Source organism: Amycolatopsis ponsaeliensis (genome assembly GCF_030182635.1).
Taxonomy (GTDB): Bacteria; Actinomycetota; Actinomycetes; order Mycobacteriales; family Pseudonocardiaceae; genus Amycolatopsis; species Amycolatopsis ponsaeliensis.
The window spans coordinates 37,823-56,336 of the sequence record NZ_JAPZLD010000001.1; the positions used below are offsets into that span (position 1 = coordinate 37,823).

Annotated in this window: 14 protein-coding genes; 4 read left to right on the forward strand and 10 right to left on the reverse strand. The window is 70.9% G+C overall.

Annotated elements, in window-relative coordinates:
• Positions 1-8: 8 nt before the first annotated feature.
• The 3 genes from QQ657_RS00165 to QQ657_RS00175 form a co-directional block, all read right to left on the reverse strand.
• Complete coding sequence (locus QQ657_RS00165; protein WP_284739916.1) at positions 9-1,214, reverse strand: LLM class flavin-dependent oxidoreductase; 1,206 nt, start codon at positions 1,212-1,214, stop codon at positions 9-11.
• A gap of 136 nt (positions 1,215-1,350) precedes the next feature.
• A complete protein-coding gene (locus QQ657_RS00170) occupies positions 1,351-1,932 on the reverse strand; it encodes a DUF3558 family protein (protein WP_284739917.1) in 582 nt (193 codons plus the stop codon).
• A gap of 73 nt (positions 1,933-2,005) precedes the next feature.
• The gene (locus QQ657_RS00175) at positions 2,006-4,072 is read right to left on the reverse strand and encodes a PQQ-dependent sugar dehydrogenase (RefSeq protein ID WP_284739918.1); all 2,067 of its coding nucleotides are present in this window, start codon (positions 4,070-4,072) and stop codon (positions 2,006-2,008) included.
• A 167-nt stretch (positions 4,073-4,239) separates the two neighbouring features.
• Between QQ657_RS00175 and QQ657_RS00180 the strand changes: the two genes are divergently transcribed.
• A complete protein-coding gene (locus QQ657_RS00180; RefSeq protein ID WP_284739919.1) occupies positions 4,240-7,035 on the forward strand; it encodes a glycoside hydrolase family 2 TIM barrel-domain containing protein in 2,796 nt (931 codons plus the stop codon).
• Positions 7,036-7,254: 219 nt separating this feature from the next.
• On the opposite strand, the gene QQ657_RS00185 is transcribed toward QQ657_RS00180, so the two are convergent.
• The 4 genes from QQ657_RS00185 to QQ657_RS00200 form a co-directional block, all read right to left on the reverse strand.
• The gene (locus QQ657_RS00185; RefSeq protein ID WP_284739920.1) at positions 7,255-7,614 is read right to left on the reverse strand and encodes a hypothetical protein; all 360 of its coding nucleotides are present in this window, start codon (positions 7,612-7,614) and stop codon (positions 7,255-7,257) included.
• A 39-nt stretch (positions 7,615-7,653) separates the two neighbouring features.
• Positions 7,654-8,841, reverse strand: a complete 1,188-nt coding sequence (locus tag QQ657_RS00190; protein WP_284739921.1) for a cytochrome P450 — start codon at positions 8,839-8,841, stop codon at positions 7,654-7,656.
• Positions 8,842-8,905: 64 nt separating this feature from the next.
• The gene (locus QQ657_RS00195) at positions 8,906-9,313 is read right to left on the reverse strand and encodes a histone-like nucleoid-structuring protein Lsr2 (protein ID WP_284739922.1); all 408 of its coding nucleotides are present in this window, start codon (positions 9,311-9,313) and stop codon (positions 8,906-8,908) included.
• 338 nt (positions 9,314-9,651) lie between these two features.
• Positions 9,652-11,070, reverse strand: coding sequence for a S8 family peptidase (locus tag QQ657_RS00200; RefSeq protein WP_284739923.1), 1,419 nt, complete (start codon positions 11,068-11,070; stop codon positions 9,652-9,654).
• A gap of 307 nt (positions 11,071-11,377) precedes the next feature.
• On the opposite strand from QQ657_RS00200, the gene QQ657_RS00205 reads away from it, so the two are divergent.
• On the forward strand, positions 11,378-12,028 hold the full coding sequence (locus QQ657_RS00205) for a CAP domain-containing protein (RefSeq protein ID WP_284739924.1): 651 nt from the start codon (positions 11,378-11,380) through the stop codon (positions 12,026-12,028).
• A gap of 55 nt (positions 12,029-12,083) precedes the next feature.
• Here the strand turns inward: QQ657_RS00205 and QQ657_RS00210 are convergent, their stop codons facing one another.
• Positions 12,084-13,802 (reverse strand): anthranilate synthase family protein, encoded by a 1,719-nt coding sequence (locus tag QQ657_RS00210; protein WP_284739925.1) that lies wholly within the window; start codon positions 13,800-13,802, stop codon positions 12,084-12,086.
• 79 nt (positions 13,803-13,881) lie between these two features.
• On the reverse strand, positions 13,882-15,159 hold the full coding sequence (locus QQ657_RS00215) for a PucR family transcriptional regulator (RefSeq protein WP_284739926.1): 1,278 nt from the start codon (positions 15,157-15,159) through the stop codon (positions 13,882-13,884).
• A 253-nt stretch (positions 15,160-15,412) separates the two neighbouring features.
• On the opposite strand from QQ657_RS00215, the gene QQ657_RS00220 reads away from it, so the two are divergent.
• The gene (locus QQ657_RS00220; protein WP_284739927.1) at positions 15,413-16,636 is read left to right on the forward strand and encodes an ROK family transcriptional regulator; all 1,224 of its coding nucleotides are present in this window, start codon (positions 15,413-15,415) and stop codon (positions 16,634-16,636) included.
• A 7-nt stretch (positions 16,637-16,643) separates the two neighbouring features.
• Here the strand turns inward: QQ657_RS00220 and QQ657_RS00225 are convergent, their stop codons facing one another.
• The gene (locus QQ657_RS00225) at positions 16,644-16,811 is read right to left on the reverse strand and encodes a hypothetical protein (RefSeq protein ID WP_284739928.1); all 168 of its coding nucleotides are present in this window, start codon (positions 16,809-16,811) and stop codon (positions 16,644-16,646) included.
• Between the two features lie 516 nt (positions 16,812-17,327).
• On the opposite strand from QQ657_RS00225, the gene QQ657_RS00230 reads away from it, so the two are divergent.
• On the forward strand, positions 17,328-18,494 hold the full coding sequence (locus tag QQ657_RS00230) for a PucR family transcriptional regulator (RefSeq protein ID WP_284739929.1): 1,167 nt from the start codon (positions 17,328-17,330) through the stop codon (positions 18,492-18,494).
• Positions 18,495-18,514 lie beyond the last annotated feature (20 nt).

Below are 18,514 nucleotides of genomic sequence, written 5' to 3' on the forward strand. Positions count from 1 at the left end.
GGGCCTCCTCAGACGGCGGCGTAGCGGTTGGCGGGACGGGGGAGGCCGAGCAGCCCGCGCAGGGTGCCGGCCTCGTACTCGGTGCGGAACGCTCCGCGCGACCGCAGTTCGGGGACCAGGCCGCGGGTGATCGCGGTCAGGTCGTGCGGCACGGCACCCGGCCGCAGCCGGAAGCCCGAGAGCCCGGCGCGGTGCCAGTCGAGCAGCAGGTCGGCCAGCCCGCCCGGGGTGCCGGTGAAGACGTACGCGTCGGAGGCGTATTCCGCGCCCGCCAGCTCGTCGAGCCGCGCTTTGCGCTCCGCGGCGGCCTGCTCGGTCTCGCCGAGGAACACGACGACGTCGCCGAAGACGTGCAGCGTCTCCCCGCCGCGGCCGGCCCGGTCCTGCTCGTCCCGGACGGCGGCGGCGATCGTGGCGGCCTGGGCGCGGTCGAAGGGCGTCACGTAGACGACGTCGGCCGAGCGGGCGGCGAGCCGGTAGGGGATGGCGGCGTGCGCGAGCGACGTCACCGGGGGCTGGCCCTGGGGTGGCCGTGGCGTGATGGACGGGCCTTTCACCGAGAACCAGCGCCCGTTGAAGTCGATGTAGTGCAGCTTTTCGCGGTCGACGAACCGGCCGGTGGCGACGTCGCGGATCTCGGCGTCGTCCTCCCAGCTGTCCCAGAGCCGGCGCAGGACCTCGACGTAGTCCGCCGCCTCGTCGAACAGGTCGGCCAGGGCGCTCGCCTTGTCCGGTTCGGCGGAGTCTTCGAGCCGGAACTCACCGAACTCGCGGCGCCCGAAGTGCCGGTTGTCGTCGGCCCGGCCGGCGACCTGCACCCGGACGCCCGCCCGGCCGCCGCTGACGTAGTCGAGCGTGGCGATCGCCTTCGAGAGGTGGAACGGCTCGGTGTGGGTGACCACGGCGGTCGGCACGAGCCCGATGTGCGAGGTCAGCGGCGCGACGCGGGCGGCGATGAGCACCGCGTCGAGCCGGCCCTGGACGATGTCGGTCCGCTCGCCCGGCCGGTCGAGGTAGCTCACCGTCTGCAGGGCGAGGGAGTCTTCGATGGTGACGAAGTCCAGCTTGCCCGCCTCGGCCTCCCGGACGAGGTCGGCCCAGTAGCCGGCGGCGAGCAGCTCCCGCGGCCGTGCGGCGGGGTCCCGCCACGCGGCGGGGTGCCACCCCGCCCCGTCCAGCGCGACGGCGATCCGTGGTCCGGTTCCTGAAGCCATCCCGGCGTTCCCTCCTGTCGGCTCGTCTCCGCAGTGTGCGCCGGATTCCGCGGTTCGGGCGGAAAAGGCCAGCTGCTGGGACGGCGCCGGTGGTGGGAATAATCGCCGGGCCGGGCGGGCGCCGCTCGTACGGGAGTCAGGTCTTGAGGTTGTGGACGGCGAGTTCGGCGATCTTCCGGGCGGCGCCGCAAGGGTCGTGCTGCCACGGACCGGTCTCGGGCTTCGCGTAGGTGGCGGCGGTGATGTAGACGAGGGTGGTGTTGTCGGCGGCGAGGGCGAGGGTGCAGCCGAGGGGGCCGTCGGCTTGTTTGCCGGGGACGTTGTCGTCGATGGCGACAATGACGGCGGGGTGAATGGTGTCGACGGTGATGGGTTCCCAGTGGTTGCCGGTGTCGTGGCCGCGAGCGTGCTCGAGGTAGAGCGTGGTGAGGCTGTTGCCGCGGTTGACGGTGTCGACGCTGGCGACGGGCCCGAACTTGGTGACGCACCGGCCGCCGTCGATGCTGCGGTCACCGCCGGTGAACCCGAGGTCGTCGAGCTGCTCGATGGTGACGGCGGCGCAAGGGTCGGTACGGAATCGGGCGGCGCCGGCGAGCCCGGTTCCGGGAATGGGTGGGATGGACACCGAGGGCGCCGGCGGCGGGCTGGGTGAACAGCTCACGGTGAGGCCCACGGCCACGGCGACGAATGTGCGGCTGGTGCGGTGGTGGCCGGTCATGGCTGGGTGGCTCCTGGCTTGACGTGCCATCGGGCGGGGTCGTCGATCACGCCCAGTCTGAAACACCCCGTGGTTACCCGCCCAGCGCGACGTGGAAGATCTTCTCATCGCTGTTGTCGGGGATGCTGTCCTTGTCCCCATTGTTGGTCGTCGTCAGCCACAGGCCGCCGTCCGGTGCGGGTTCCACCGTGCGCAGCCGGCCGTACGTGCCGTTGAAGTACGCCTGGACGTCCGTCAAGTCGCTGCCGCTGATCACCTCCCGGTACATCCGGGTCCCGCGTTCGCAGGCGACGTAAAGCACATCACGGACGATCGCGATGCCGGAGCAGGAACCGTCCGCCGTCGAATACGTCCGCTTGGGCGCGAGGAAACCCGCGGTGCCGCACGTCCCGGACGTGCCTTCGCACGCCGGCCAGCCGTAGTTGCCGCCCTTGGTGATCAGGTTGGTCTCGTCCATCACCGCGTTGCCGAACTCCTGCTCCCACAACCGGCCCTGCGAGTCGAACGCCAGCCCCTGCGGGTTGCGGTGGCCGTAGCTCCACACCTGGTTGCCGAAGGGGTTGTCCGAAGGCACGCTGCCGTCCGGGTTGATCCGCAGGATCTTGCCGTTGAGGCTGGTCTTGTTCTGCGCGTTGTCGCCGTTCTGGGCGTCGCCGGTGCTGGCGTAGAGCTTGCCGTCGGGGCCGAAGCGCAGCCGCCCGCCGTTGTGGAACTTGTTGCGCAGCAAGCCACTGAGCAAGACCTGCTCCGACGCCGTGTCGAGCTGGTCGTTCGCCAGCTTGATCCGCACGATCCGGTTGTCCGACGGCGACGTGTGCATGATGTACAGCCAGTGGTCGCCGGCGAAACCGGTCGAGACGGCCAGGCCGAGCAGCCCGCCTTCGCCGTCGGTGTTGTCCACGCCGGGGACCGTGCCCACGCTGGTCTTGGCCCCGGTGGCGGGGTTCAGGTGGACGATGTCGTGGGCGTCGCGCCGGGTGTAGAGGATCGTTCCGTCCGGCAGGGTCACCAGGCCCCACGGGATGTCGGTGTCGCCCGCGATCTGCGTCACCGCGCACACCGAGTCGCCGCAGGCCGCGCCGGTGGTCACGGTCGTCGACGCACTCGGCGCCGACACGTTCGCCTGCGCGTCACGCGCGACGACGTGGTACTGGTAGCTCGTGTTCGCCGCCAGCCCGCTGTCCACGAACGTGGTCGCGGGCGGCGCGGTGGCGGTCCCGGTGACCGTGCCGACCTTGGCGCCGCCGCGGTAGACGTCGTACGCCCGCACGCCGATGTTGTCCGTCGCCGCGGTCCAGTTCAGGGTCACCGTGGTGCCGGACGCGCTGCCGGTGAGCCCGGTGGGCGCGCTCGGCGCCTGGGTGTCCGGCTGGCACTGCGGCGGCGTGATCGGCACCGTGGCACTGGCCTGCGAGACGTTGCCCGCGGCGTCGCGGGCGTTGACGTACAGGCCCCAGGTGACGCCGCCGACCACGGTGAGGCTCGTCGACAGCGTGCTCCCGCTCACCGACTTCATCTGCTGGCCGTCGTGGTAGACGTCGTAGAACGCGACACTCACGTTGTCGGTGGCGGCGTTCCACGAGAACGTCACGGCGTCGCAGACCAGGTCGCTCACCCGCGGGTTGCCCGGCACGCTCGGCGGCTGGGCGTCGCCGAGGGAGGTGCGCCACTTCTGGTTGCCGCCGCCGTTGCAGGTCCACAGCCCGACGAGGGTGCTGTTCGCGGTGCCCGCCGCGGTGACGTCCAGGCAGAGGCCCGACTGCACGCCCGTGATGGTGCCGTCGGCGGTGATCCGCCACTTCTGGTTGGCCCCGCCGTTGCACGGGTAGATCTGCGCGTCGGCCGGGGAAGTGGTGCTCGCGCCGGCGACGTCGAGGCACATCGCGGCGTCATACACCCGGAGTTCGCCCGCCGGCGTGAACGTCCACGCCTGGTTGGCTTGCCCGTTGCAGTCGTAGATGTTGACGCGCGTTTTCGACGCCGTGCTGTTGCCGACGACGTCCAGGCACCGCCCGGAGGCCACGCCGACCACGGTCGAGCCGGCGGCGGCGGTCGCGGTGGGCGCGACCAGCGCGGCCGCGGCGATCACCGCGGCCAGGACACCGAGACGCAGTCGCCGGAGGGTGCTCGAGGAGACCATTCTCCTACCTTTCACGGTGGATCGGAGACCGCGGGAGGGGCCGGAGTGCCGCACCACTGTGGTGGGACCACGACCGGCCGTCAAGACTTGTCCGGCTCCTTGTCCGCTCGGTCGGTGATTGCCCGTTGTACGGTGTGTCATATATCAGATCGGACTCGGGAGGTCTGGTGGAGCTCACCCGTCGTCAGGCGCTGGCGATCAGCGCGGCCGGTGTGGCCGCCGCACTGCCGGCGTCCGGAGTCGCTTCGGCGGCCGGAACCGGCCCGGCAACGGAGACCATGCTGCTCACCGGCAGCGACGCCGACCACACCGTCGACTGGGACTTCCAGGTCACGGCCGGCCGGCGCGCGGGGGAGCAGGCCACGATCCCGACGCCGTCGAACTGGGAGTGCCACGGCTTCGGCAGCTACCACTACGGCGGCGACCTCGTCCCGGCGGAGAAGGGTAACTACCGGCACCGGTTCACGCCGTCGGCGTCCTGGGCCGGGCGCCGGATCTTCCTGGTGTTCGAGGCCGCGATGACCGACGCCGACGTGCGGGTCAACGGCGTCTCGGCGGGACCGGTGCACCAGGGCGGCTTCTACCGCTTCCGCTACGACGTCACGACCCTGCTGCGGCTCGGCGAGCCGAACCTGCTCGAAGTGACCGTCAGCAAGGAATCGGCGGACAACTCGGTGAACGACGCCGAGCGCCGCGGCGACTTCTGGAACTTCGGCGGGCTCTTCCGGCCGGTGTCACTGGAGGCGTACCCGGCCGCCCGGATCGACCGCGTCGCGATCGACGCCCGCGCGGACGGGACTTTCGCCGCCCAGGTCACACTCGCCGGGCTGACCGCGGCGGCCCGGCTGACCGCGCAGCTGCGCCGGCTCGACGGCACGGCCGTCGGCGGGGCCGTTTCGGTCGCCGTCGCGAGCGGCGCCACCGGCGCGACCTTGACCACCACCGCGGCGCAACCCTTGCTGTGGACGGCCGAAACGCCGAACCTGTACCGGGTCGAGCTGACGCTCGCGAGTGCCACCGGCGTGCCCTTGCACAGCACAGTCGAGCGCTTCGGCTTCCGCACGATCGAGGTCCGGCCCGGTGACGGCGTTTATGTCAACGGGAAGCGGATCGTCCTCAAAGGAGCGAACCGGCACACCTTCTGGCCGACGTCCGGCCGGGCGTCCAGTCCTCGCCTCGCCCGGCTGGACATCGGGCTGATGAAGGACATGAACATGAACGCCGTCCGGATGTCGCACTACCCGCCGGACGCGTTCTTCCTCGACCTCTGCGACGAGCTCGGGCTCTACGTCCTGGACGAGCTGACCGGCTGGCAGCGCCACTACGACGAGGGTGTCGGCGCCCCGCTGGTCGAGGCGCTGGTGGAGCGCGACGTCAACCACCCGTCGATCCTGTTCTGGGACAACGGCAACGAAGGCGGCTGGAACACCGCGCTGGACGACGACTTCGGGCTGTACGACCCGCAGCGGCGGGCGGTGCTGCACCCGTGGACGACGTTCGGCGGTATCGACACCAGCCACTACCAGACCTACAGCAGCACCGTGAGCAAGGCCGCCGCCGGCACGATCTTCATGCCGACCGAGTTCCTGCACGGCCTCTACGACGGCGGCGCCGGAGCCGGGCTGAACGACTACTGGAAGCTCATGGGCGGCGCCCAGCGCTCGGCGGGCGGGTTCATCTGGGCGCTGGTCGACGAAAGCGTCGCGCGCGACGACCGCGGTGGCGCCCTCGACACGAACGGCAGCCGGGCCCCCGACGGCATCCTCGGCCCGTACCGCGAAAAGGAAGGCAGCTTCTTCACGATCAAGGACATCTGGTCGCCGGTCCAGCTGGCCAGTCCCGCCTACTACGACTCGGTGTTCCCGGCGTCGTTCGACAAGACCGTGAAGCTCGTCAACCGGTACGACTTCACGAACCTGCGGCAGTGCCGGTGCACCTGGCAGCTGCTGGCCTTTCCGTTGCCCGGCGCGGGAACCGGCCACCAGGTCCTGTCCCAGGGTCAGACTGGCGGGCCGGACGTCGCGCCGGGGGCGACGGGCGCGGTGACGCTCGGCCTGCCCGCCGACTGGACCGGCGCCGACGCGCTCCGGCTGAGCGTGACCGATCCGACCGGCCGGGAGATCGCCGGTTGGACGTGGCGCATCCGCAAGGCGCCGGACTTCACCGCGCGGCTGGTGAAACCGGCGACCACGGGCAGCGTCACCGCGGCCGAGACCGCCACGGACGTCACGCTCGTCGCCGGCGCAACCCGGGTCACCATCGGCAAATCCGACGGACGGCTGAACGGCGTGCGCCGCGGCGGCTCCCCGGTGTCGCTGGCCAACGGTCCCGCCCCGGCCGGCGGGACGGCGACGCTCACGGCATTCAGCCACTTCCGCGACGGCACCGGCTGGGTCGTGCAGGCCGACTACAGCGGCGACCTGACGTCCGTGCGCTGGCGCCTGGACGCCAACGGCTGGCTGCGGCTGGAATACCGCTACCGCGCCACCGGCGACCACGACCACCTCGGCGTGAACTTCGACTACCCGGAGGCGAACGTCCGGGGCATGACGTGGCTCGGGGACGGGCCGTACCGCGTGTACAAGAACCGGCTGCGCGGCGTGCAGCCCGACGTCTGGAGCAAGCCGTACAACGACACCGCGACCGGGGCGAGCGGGTTCGCCTACCCGGAGTTCAAGGGCTACCACGCGCGGACCTGCTGGGCGGTACTGGACACGACCGAAGGCGCGGTCACGGTGGTCGCCGCGGAAGAGGGCTTGTACCTGCGGCTGTTCACCCCGGCGGTGGGACCCGATCCGCAGAACGCGGTGGTCACCTACCCGGCCGGCGGGATCTCCTTCCTGGACGGGATCGCGCCGATCGGCAACAAGTTCCACGGAGTCGCGTCGCTGGGCCCGGAGAGCCGCCCGAACACGGGCACGGGCGACTACCACCGCACGGTGTACCTGCGCTTCGACACTTGAGCGGTGCTCCGTGAGCTCTTGGCCGGCTCCGCGTGGTTGGCTGGGGACATGGACAGATTCAGCGTCGACGTGCCGTGGGGCCTGCTTCGGGTCGAATCCGTGGGCTCGTCCATCGGTATTCCCGAAAGGGATCCGTCGGGTTCGCTCGTGGACAGTCACGAAGAATGCGTCGTCGTCGCTGTCGCGCAGGGAGGTGCCGAGCCGGTGGATGTCGGTGTCTCACTGGACGACGGCGAAGACGAGGGAACCTGCGTCTTCGACGGCCCACTCCGGATCCTGCGGGACGGGTTCGAGGTGGCGGACATGGTCGGTGAGGAATTCCGCCACCACTACCCGGCGCCGCCGGGGGTAGCCCGGCTGCGGGTCTGGCTCGACGTACCGGAAGAAGCGCAGCGGGTACGCATCCGGCTGACCTGACGGCGATTCCCGGATCGGCGCGGACACGCGTCCGCGGATCTGTTCGAAGTCGATGGCCCGGCCGGTGGCCGGCAGGATCTTGCCGGGCTTGCCATCCCGGAACCGGACGAACGGCCGGTTCCGCACCCCCTGCATCCGCAGCCGGACCCAGGCGGCGCGCATCCAGGCACCCGAGGCCGCCGGCGCCGCCGTCGGGGTCCGCTACCAGGTGACGGGCAGGCTCGTGACGCCACGCATCAATCCGTCGCGGCGCCACGCGAGGTCCTTCGCGGAGACCGCGAGGCGCAGGTCCGGCAGGCGACGGACCAGCGTCGTCAGCAGGACGCGCAGCTCCAGCCTCGCCAGCGGCGCCCCGACGCAGTGATGCACGCCGAAGCCGAACGCGACATGGTGGTTGACCTTGCGCCCGAAGTCCAGGTCCCCGGCGGAGGCGAACACCGATTCGTCGCGGTTGGCCGAGTCCAGCTGGACCAGGACCGCGTCGCCGGCCCGGATGGCCTGACCGCCGATCTCGAGATCCTCCTGGGCGATCCGCGCGAGATCCGCGACCGTCACCAGCGGCACGAACCGCAGCAGCTCCTCCACCGCCGACGGGATCAGCTCGGGACGCGCGACGAGCGCCGTCCACCGTTCCCGGTCGGACAGCAGCTCCACCAGGAAGCTGCCGGTCAGGTTCGCCGTGGTCTCGTGGCCACCGGCCAGCAGCGCCACGCCGAGCATGAGCAGTTCGTTGTCCGTCAGGCGGTCTCCGTCGTCGCGGGCCGCGACGAGCGCGGTCAGCAGGTCGTCGGCAGGCTCTGCCCGGCGCTGCGCGATCAGCGTGTTCAGCGCGCCCGCCAGCCTTCCGCGAGCTTCGGTGACGTCCGCGGGGGTGACGGTTCCGCCCGAGGCGACCAGCGTTTCGGTGCACTCGCGCACCATCCGGCGCTCGCCCGGCGGCACGCCGAGCAGCTCGCTGATCACCTGCACGGGCAGCTCCCACGCCACCGACGAGGCGAAGTCGGCGGGCGGGTCGATGCCGTCGAGGAGCGTGTCGACGATTTCCCGGATCCGGGGCTGGAGCAGCTCCACCCGCCGGCCGGTGAACGCCTTGGCCACCAGCGCCCGGATCCGGTCGTGCTCGGGCGGGTCCATGGCCAGCAGGTTGCCCGCCGGTTCGAAGCCGGGACGTCCGCGCGGCACGTCCGCCCCGGCCGCCGCGGCGCGCGAGAACCGTGGGTCCGACAGCACGAACCGCGTCTGCTCGTAGCGCGTCACCAGCCAGGCGTCGCCGCCGTAGGGCATCGTGACGCGGACCGGCGCTTCGGACTTGCGCAGCTCGGCGAACCGCGGGTGGAGCCGCAGCGCCACGGCGGGCGCGAAGGGGTAGGGAACCGGCTGGACCTCCACCGCCCCATCGTGCGGCACGCGTGCGCCGCCGCGTACCGCCCAATGGTCGTCCGTGCCGCGTCGGTCACTTCCGGGCGGCGGCGACTTTCTTGCGGGGCGCGCGCTTGCGGGTCGCCTTGACGGGCTCGGCTTCCTGCAACTGGGCGGCGTCGTAGGCGGCGATCACTTCGGAGGAGAGACGGCCGCGTTCGGAAACTTCGTAGCCGTTGGCGTTGGCCCAGGCGCGGATCTGCTGGTTGCGTTCACGGTCGGACGCGGTCGTGGTCGGCTGGCCGGTGGCGACGCGGACCTTGCGCCCACCGGTGCGGCGGCCGGCACCGATGTAGCGGGCGAGCCCGTCGCGCAGGGATGCCGCGTTGTCGTCGGAGAGGTCGATCTCGTAGGTGACGCCGTCGAGGGAAAACGGGATGGTGTGGGCGGCGGGGGTTCCGTCGATGTCGTCGAGCATCTCGACGAGGACCTTCTGGGCCATTCCTGCTCCTTGAGGCGGTATGTACCAGTATGTGAGCGCAGGAATTACGCGCTCCTCTGTGGAGTGTATACACGCCGGTCCCGGCAGGGAAATTTCTCCCTCCCGGTGGCAGCTCGGATCAAATGAGCCGCTGTCCTGTGTGTCTGAGATGAATCGGATCCGTGGGGAAGAAGCCACGGTGAATCCGGGAATGGCGCCAGAGGGCAACGAGAATCTGCAAGTTGCAGCGGCGGTCTCGGTTTCCGCCCGGAAGCGCTTTCGGTCTGGTCTGTTCGGAGTAACCGGGTGTGAATCGCGCGTGCCGCCGGAAAGGTTTCCGCCGGCGCGCGAAAGAGCGACTATTGCACCGCGTCCAGGGCGTTGACGCGCCCGTGGCCGTAGTACGGCTTGTTCTGCGCCGGGTCCGCGCAGGCCTGCGCCGCGGTCACGGTGTCGCACGGGACCGGATCCGCCTGCTCTTCCAGCAGCCTGGTCAGCTTTTGCGGCGGGGCGCCGGGGAAGCGGGACGCCAGCAGCGCGGCGACGCCGGCGGCGTGCGGGGATGCCATCGACGTGCCGCACTTGGTGCCGTAGGCGCCGTTCAGGACCGTCGACAGCGGGCAACTGGCACCCTGGCCGGCGGGCGGCGTGTCGTAGTAGGCACCGCCGGGGGCGGTCACCTCGATCTGGCCGGGGCCGAAGTTGCTGTAAGGCGACTTGGTACCGCTGTAGCCGATGGCCGAGACCGTCACTACGCCTTCGATCGCCTTCGGCAGGATGCCGCAGCTCGCATCGACGGCGTGCGGGCGGTTCGGGTCGCTGGTCTGCTGCGTGACGTCGAAACCGCTGTTGCCCGCGGCGGCGATGTTCAGCACGCCTTGACCGGTCGAGTGGACCACCGCGCGGCGGACGGCCTCGTACGCGGCGGCGTCGCCCGGCTCCTTCGAGCAGTAGAACATGCCCGGGTCGATGTAGTAGCTGTTGTTCGTCACCGCGAAGTGGTGGTTCGCCGCCCACATGAACCCGCAGACCGCGGCTTCGGGGAAGATCAGGCCGTTGTCGTTCACGACCTTCACCGACGCGAGCTTCACGCCGGGCGCGATGCCCGTGAAGTCGTGCTCGGTGTCTTTGCCCGCGATCGTGCCGGCGACGTGCGTGCCGTGGTCGGAGGTCGTGGGCGCCCACGCGGCGGGCGTGGTGTCGGGCGCACCCGAGGTGCAGCCCGCGGACGCCTTCGGGTCCAGCGCGTTCTTCAACGCGGGGTGGGTGGGATCGATGCCCGAGTCCAGCACGCCGACGGTCACCGAGGGGCTGCCACCGGAGATCTTGTTCGCCTCGGGAGCGTGGATCGCCCGCATGTCCCACTGCTGCGCCGACAGCTTGTCGGCGACGACGGTATCGGTGGTCTCTTCGTTCTCCTTGGCGCCGACCAGGTTCGAGCTGTTCGAACTGCCCGAAGTCCAGGACGAGAGCGCGACGTCGCGACCGCCCGAGTAGGCGCGGAAGGCACCGATCTTCGCCTGGAAATCGGCGTTGCGCGAGGTCGCCACCGCGACCCCGATCGCCGGGTGGTACGCCACCTTCTCGCCACATTTCGCGCGCAGTTCCGTGTCGACCTGGAGTTCCGGCGTACCCGGGTCATAGAGCACCACGTAGGTGAACTGCTTGTTCGTGGTGTTGCACTGCGGTGCGGGTGCGGCACTCGCCGACGGGGCCACCAGCACGCTTCCGGCCACCGCGACGAGCGCGGGGACGAGCAGGTGTCTGATCCGGGACATGCAACCTCCATGATTCGGCGAAGGGCGACAGGGGAGCCGACGTCGGGCTCGGCAGAGCCGCGACGCACCGTCCTCGTCGCGGAACGATATCGGGCCGGTGAACGATCGGATCGCAGGTTCTGATTTTTCACAAAAGCCGTTGCCCGCCTTTGTCGGTGGCCCCAATGCGTCTTTCCGAAGCGGGCCGGATCACGGATTCCGTCTTGTTCGCTGCCGGTGTCCTGAGTTAGTGTTTCGCCGCCTTGATTCCCGGGCTCGTCGACTTCAGACAGGTAGTCCACAAACAATGAATGTCTCCCTTCATCGAGTGCGCCAGGCACTCCGGGTCACGCTGGCGGTCACCGCCTTCAGCGCTTCGACCCTGTCCTCGTGCGCGGTCGATCCCGGCGCTCACGTCATCGGCGCACCGTCGACAACGCAGAACCCGTCCGTCGGCAGCGCCGCGTCACCGCCGGCTTCCGCGACGGCATCCTCGTCCCGGCCGCCGGAAGAGCCCGGCACCCCCGGCTCCGGTGCGGTCGATCCGGACGGACCCGTCACCGTCGAACCCACCGCGGAGACCGGCACACCGGCTCCCGAGCGGACGCCGGGCACCCGGCCGGCCCCGGGCAACAGCACGTTCACCACCTACGGGCAGAGCGAACTGGTGACCGCCCTGAACAAGTCCCGCCGGGAACTGGGGCTCGCTCCGGTCCGGTTCGAACCACGATTGGCACAGCTGGCCGAGGCCTGCGCGCGCAAGAATCTCGAAGCGCGCACTCTCTCGCATTGCGGCTACGAAACACTCTGGGGAACCAACAGCACGGCGCGGCTCGACCCGGACAAAGTCATCAGCGTCTGGTTTCACAGCCCGAAGCACCGAGAAGTGCTGACCGGCCCCGTCTTGACGATGGGCGGCGGCGCGATCGTCACCGACGGAGTACGGGTCGTCGCGGCACTCCGCGTCGGGCGGCCTTAGCGTCCGGTGCGACGGCGGCCGCGGCCGCCGTCGCGGCGGGAGCGCGGCGACGTGATCACGACCGGGTTCCTTCCGCGGCCAGGGCCGGCTCGGCGGGCCGGGCGCCGGAACCCGGGCCGGACGACTGCTCGCCGACGCGGTCGGTCGGCCCCGCCGGTCCGAGGGACAGGATTTCGCGCACGAACACACCGAGGAACTGCTGCCCGTCCCTGCTGAGCACCGATTCCGGGTGGAACTGGAACGAACCCCAGTGCGTGCCGACCAGGCCGTGCACCTCCCCGGTCGACGGATCCCGGCTGACCCGGAACGGCCGTCCGGAACCGTCGAAGTGCCTCCGGCCGTCGGCCAGCGCGGCGAAAGTGTTGTAGAACCCCAATTTCAGGTTCGCGCCGAAGAACTCGATCTCCTTCCGCACGCCTTGGTGCGGGGTGGTCCCGCGGACGACGCGCAGGCCGAGCTGGGCGCAGAGCACCTGGTGCCCGAGGCACGCGGAAAGGAACGGCCGGTCGCCGGAGAGCAGCGCCCGGGTGAGCCGGTGGACGGCGGCGATCCGGGGGTTGTCCAGATCACGGGGGTCCCCGGGGCCCGTCCCGACGACCACGAGATCCGCTTCGTGGCGGTCGAGAGGTGCCGACCACGGGATGATTTCGACGGCGCACCCGTGCGCGGCGAGCTGGTGACCGAGCATCCCGGTGAACGAGTCCTCGGCGTCGACGAGGACGACTCGCGGTTGCGGGAAAAGCTTGCCGGGGGCGGTTCGCCCGGACGGCTCGGACAGCCAGAACGGGGACAGCACGCCCCGGCGTTGGGCGAGGGCGGCACGTACTTCCCCGTTTTCGCTCAACAGCGTGGGACGGGTCTCGGCCGCTTCCGGGTCCGAGTCGCCGACGATGGTGGCACCGACGTCGCCTCGAGCCGGGACCTCCGCGGTGCCGATCATGACGCACGAGTCGAGCCCGGGCGTGCTGCCGGGGTCGCGGCCGAACAGCGCCAGCACTCCGCCGGTGGCGGCCGGCACGGACAGGCTGCGCCGGAGCACCTCGTGGGCCGGCAGCCCGGTCCGCCCGGTGAGCAGGAACTCGGTGTGCGCGAGCCGCCGCATCTCCCTGAGCCGGGGACCCCGGACGGTCGCGCCCCGCTCGCAGATGTTCGACATCGTCTTGAGCGCCTCGTCGACGACCGTGAGGAGCTCGCCCTTCTCGTTCGAGTCGTAGAGGAACGCGCGGAGGCTCGGCAGGTCGGGGCCGGCCGGGGGATAGCGGTAGGTGCCGGTAACGGGGTTCATGGTGACGACGCCGCGGTGGGCGCTGATGTGCCGCTCCGGACTGGCGCCGACGAAGGTCGACTCGCCCGTGTGGACCAGGAAGGTCCAATAGGCCCCGCGTTCGCCGGCCAGCAGGTGGCGGAAGACGGCGAGCGCCCGGTCGAGGTCGAAGCCCTCGATGGCGTCGGTCACCTCGCCGGCGACGGCGGGCAGCCGCCTCAGTGCCGTCTCCAGTGGGACAGCTTCGCGATGGGTGACCTGTAACGCGAGCAAGGGAGCGCCGTCCTGGTTGCGGGGCAGCACGGCGAGCACGTCCTGGCCGCCTTCGTCGACGATCCTCCGGAGCTCCGCGTACGTGCTCATCACCGAAGTCGTCCCCGCGAGGAGCTCCACCCGCGGAGCCGGACTCGATTCCGGCCGGTAAAGCAGGGCGAACGAACGACGTCCCCACTGGTTCGGCGCCGGGAGCCCGGGCCACGGACGCTCGTCGGCAATGGGAGGAATGCTCATGGAAACCTTGTCCGAGGGTGACTGCGGTGGGAATACGCGGAAAGCCGGGGCCGGCACGGTCTTCCCGGTCGAGCGGCGGCTATTCGCCGGCCGCTTTCCGAACGCTTTCGCGGGGGAACGACGTCCCTTCCGCGCGGCGGGCGGCGAGGGCGGCCATGACGTGGTGCATGCCCGACGGCTCGGTGACGTCCCGGCCGACGACCTCCGAAACGCGGCGGAGGCGGTAGTCGACCGTGTTGGGGTGGACGTTGAGGCGGGTTGCCGTGCGACGGCGGTTCTCGGCGTTTTCCACGTAACAGGACAGGGTTTCCGCCAGTTCCGGGTGGTGGTCCAGGGGTTCGAGCGTCGCCGCCAGCCGGCGGCGGGCCGGGCCGGGGCGGGTCAGCTGGTACTCGACGAGCACGTCGTCGAGGCCGTAGAGCCCCGGCGGCCGTTCGAACCAGCGCAGGACGTCCAGCACGTCGGCGTTCTGCACCGCGGTGGCCCGGATCCGGTCCGGCGCCGCGACGGCCACGACCGCGGTCACCGGTACTCCGGCGGCCTGTTCGGCCGCGGTGAGGACGTCGGCCCAGTGCCGGCGGGAAAAGCCGTCCTCCACCGGCACCAGGACGATCCCGCCCCGGCCGTTCAAGGAGGTCATGGCCTGATCGTCGGTGGCCGCGGCGATCGTCTTGTGCAGGCGGCCGGCCACGCGACGCCCGAGGATCGTCGTGTTGATCCCGGGGCGCAGCTCGTCGGGGTGCCGGCCGAGGGCGAGGTTCAGCACGAGGTAGCGCGAAGCCACGGCGTTGTCCACGAGCGCCGAGGGGTTCTCGTCGAGCAGCGCCGAAAACAGGATCTGCTTCGCGTCCTGTTCGGCACCGGCGCGCTGCCGCACCTCGTCGACGTAGCCGCCGGTCACCGCGTTCACCGCTTCCCGGAGACAGTCGAACAGCCGGGCGCCCAGTTCGCGGACCGACTCCAGGTCCTGGTCGCCCGCCGCGTCCGTCAGCCGCAGGTACAGGCCCTGGATGCCCCGGCAGTACGCGGACAGCACGGCTTCGAGCGGGAGGCCTTCTTCAGCGCGCCTGGCGGCGGAGTCGGCCAGGCGGTCGTGTTCTTTCGGGGTGGCCGACGCGCCCTCGCGGAGCCAGCGGGCGTAGAACCGGACGGCGTCGGTGCTGACCGACTTCACGTCGTTCTGGAGCACCTCCGGCGGCAGCCGCCGGTAGTCCGTGCTGGCCCGCCGGTGGCTCCCGATCATCTGCTCGACGATGTCCGGCAGCTGGGTCAGCAGGATCCGGTCGACGGCGGTTCCCGCGATCACCACCGGCTCCGGTCGGGCCGGTGCGCGGCCGTTCACGGCGGATGTCCTCATGGTGAACCACACCTCGATTCGAGCTTCGTGAGCCGGAGCGGCGGCAGGTCCGCCCGGCGAGACGTTAACCGTTCGTCTAACCCTTGTAAATATTGCTCGCCCTCCAGGGGGACCGCTCTGACCTGCGGTTATCAGGCGACTACCGCCTGCGAAAACGTCGAGGCACCTGCCCGCGGGCCGCGCGGCGCGCTATATTACGGCCGTTGGACGAACCATCGGCCGAACCACCGCGCCGACCAGGAAAGGCAGTTCGATGTCCACGGGTACCGCACACGAGATCCGGTGCCGGAACCGGTTCGACGTGCTCCGCCGGATCTACGCGGCGGACGAGCCCGTGAGCCGCCAGGAGATCGCCGCGGCCACCGGCCTCTCGTTCGCGACGGTCGCCACCCTGGTCGGCGAACTGCTCGACGCCGGGGTCCTGATCGAGGCCGCGCGGCAGTACTCCGGCGGCGGTGGCCGTCCCCGCGCCCGCTTGGCCGTGAACGCGCGGCGCGGGCTCCTGGTCGGTGTGGACGTCGCGGAAACGAGTGTCCACTTCGCGGTCTTCGACCTCGCCATGAACGTGCTGGCCGAGTTCGAGCGCCCGATCGAGCAGGGCACCGTCCCGCCGGAAGGTACCTCGGACCTGATCGCGCAGCGGGTCCGGACGATGCTCTCCGGCCTGGACCGGGCCCTGGACGACGTGCTCGGGTTCGGGATCGCCATCCCGGGGCTGGTCGAACCCGAACGCGGGGTGAGCGTCTGTTCGCCGTGCTGGTCGTGGAAGGACGTCCCGGTGCGCTCGCTGCTGGCCGAGCGGCTGGAGCTGCCGATCTACGTCGAGAACCCGCTGATGGCGGGCACGGTCGCCGAAATGTGGTTCGGGGCCGGGCGGGAGGCGGCGAACCTCCTGGTGGTCACCCTGCGCGGCGGGGCCGGCGTGGGCATCGCGGTCGACGGTGCGCTTTACCGCGGTGGCACGAACAGCGCCGGGGAATGGGGCCACTCGTGCCTCGTGCCGGACGGCCGGCTCTGCCGCTGCGGAAACCTGGGGTGCGTCGAGGCCTACGTCGGCACCACCGGGGTCGCCGCGACGCTCCGGGAGGTCGCTCCCGGGAGCCCGCTGCCGGCCGGCGACGACGACCAGATCGTCGCCGCCCTCGGGCGTGCCGCGGCGGACGGCGATCCGGACGCCGTCAAGGCCGTCGAGGTCGTCGCGCGCCACCTCGGCACCGGGGTGACCACGCTGGTGCACCTCTTCGATCCCGAAGTACTCGTTTTCGAGGGGTCCGTCGCCGAGGCGCTGGGCCCGCGCCTGCTCGCCGAGACCGAGCGGGTCGTCGAACGGCAGGTGTGGGCCAGGCCGGGCCGGGAGGTGCGCTTGCGGCTCAGCGCGATCCCGGGCAACCCGGTCAGCCGCGGTGCGGCGACGCTCGCGTTGCAGGGATTCCTCAACGGCATCAACGCACCGGGCGCGGCCCGGGCCGGACGGTGAGCCGCGGTCAAGCACCGCGGTAGTGGCCGATCGCGAACCGGCCGGCGTCGACGTGCCCGGCCTCGGCGGCGGACCCGGACGACGGCCGGGCACCGGGGTGGCTCGCGTGAAGGCGGCTTTCCCCGGCGCTGCGAGACGCGGCAGCGAGGGCGAGGCGGGGAATTCCGGACAGCATGGAGTGCTCCAGGAAACTGTGGCGGCGGGGAACGAGCCCGAGTACAACTCCCGGGTGATCGGCCGGTCAAGTGCGGGTCGCGCATTTGGGAATCGCACCGAGCCCGGCCCGATCGCTTGGGACGCATCACAGGCCGGGCCGCGTGGGGCACAGCCGGCGGATCCTGGGCCTGGATCCGCCGGCCGGCCGGCGCCCCCCAGCGCCTGTGCGACCCATTTCGTCCGGTGGTTGCCTGCCGCCCCTCTCGGCCGGTACCCGTGCCCGGTGGTGCCCCACACAGGAATCATCGGCAGCCGGCCCGGCCGCCTTTACTGGGAGTGCGGGCAAAGATCCCGACTGTCCATTGTGGGCGCGCACAAGGGACGGTTGGGAAGTTCGACAGTTTCCGCGGCGCCGCATGGGACGATCTCCAGATCTCCGGCGATCGGGTGGCTCAGCCGGTCGATACGGCCTAATTTCGGCGGCGAGCGGTGTATTCGCACGATCGGAGTGGGTGTCGATGGGAACGGTCCTCCGATGAGTCTCGGCGACGGCCAGGGGCCGCTCTCTCCCCACAACCAGCAAAAGGCCGTGCAGGCCCTGCGCTCCCACGTCACGGCGATCACGGGCGCGGTGGTCGCCGAGATCCGGCGGCAGGCACCCGAGTGCGATGGTGGCACGGTGCTGCGTACCGCCGTCTGTGCGATCGTCACGAACTACGTGGACCGGATCGAGAACCCGCACGCGGGCCGGGTGGATCTCCTCGAACAGCACCAGGTGTTCGGGGCCGCGGAGCTCCACAGCGGCCGGCCGATCGAGCGGCTCCAGGCCTGCTATCGGCTGGGTGCGCGTGCGGCGTGGCAACGGATCGCCCGGATCGGGGCGGAGGAGGCCTTCGCCGCCGTGGTCGTGTCCTACCTCGCCGAGGAGCTCTTCACGCTCGTGGACGACCTCGCCCGCGCGGCCGCCGACGGTTACCGAGACGCTGTGGCCACGACCGGCGACACCTTGATCGTCTGGCGCCGGAAGCTGCTGCACCTCGTGCTCGCCTCGCCGCAGGCGTCGCGCCACGCGATGCTCGAGATGGCGAGGCTGGTCCGGTTCGATGTCTCGGGTGAGCTGACCCCGGTGGTCGTCCGGCTCGGCGGTCTCAAGCCGCACCTGCGGGAGCTGGACGGCGCGCTCGCGGAGAGCGCGCACGGCTGGGCACGGGTCTTGGTGCCCGGGGTCGTGAACGACCGCTGGACGGTTGCCCTGAGGGCGGCGTTCCCGAAGGCGACCGTCGTCGTCGGGCCTGCGGGCTCCGCGGAGTGCGCGCCCGAAGGCGAGCGGATCGCGCGAGAGGTGCTCGAACTGTCCCGGCGCGGCAAGGTCGAGGCGCCGTCGTTGATCCGGGCCGAAGAGCACCTCGCCGAACTGCTGCTGCACAGCGACCGCGCCGTGCTCGACCGGTTGACGGCGAAGGCGCTGCGGCCGCTGAAGAAGCTGGCGGAGCAGGAACGCCGGGTGATCCTGGAGACGCTGGAGTGCTGGCTGGACGAACAAGGATCCGTCGAGGGCATGGGGGCCCGGCTGCACATCCACCCGCACACCGTCCGGTACCGGCTGCGACGGCTCGAGGAAGCGCTGGGCGACCAGCTGCGCGAACCGCGGGACCGGTTCGCGCTGCACCTCGTGGTGCGGTCCCGCGGCGTGGCGAGCTGACCCGTCCCGCTCTCGGAACC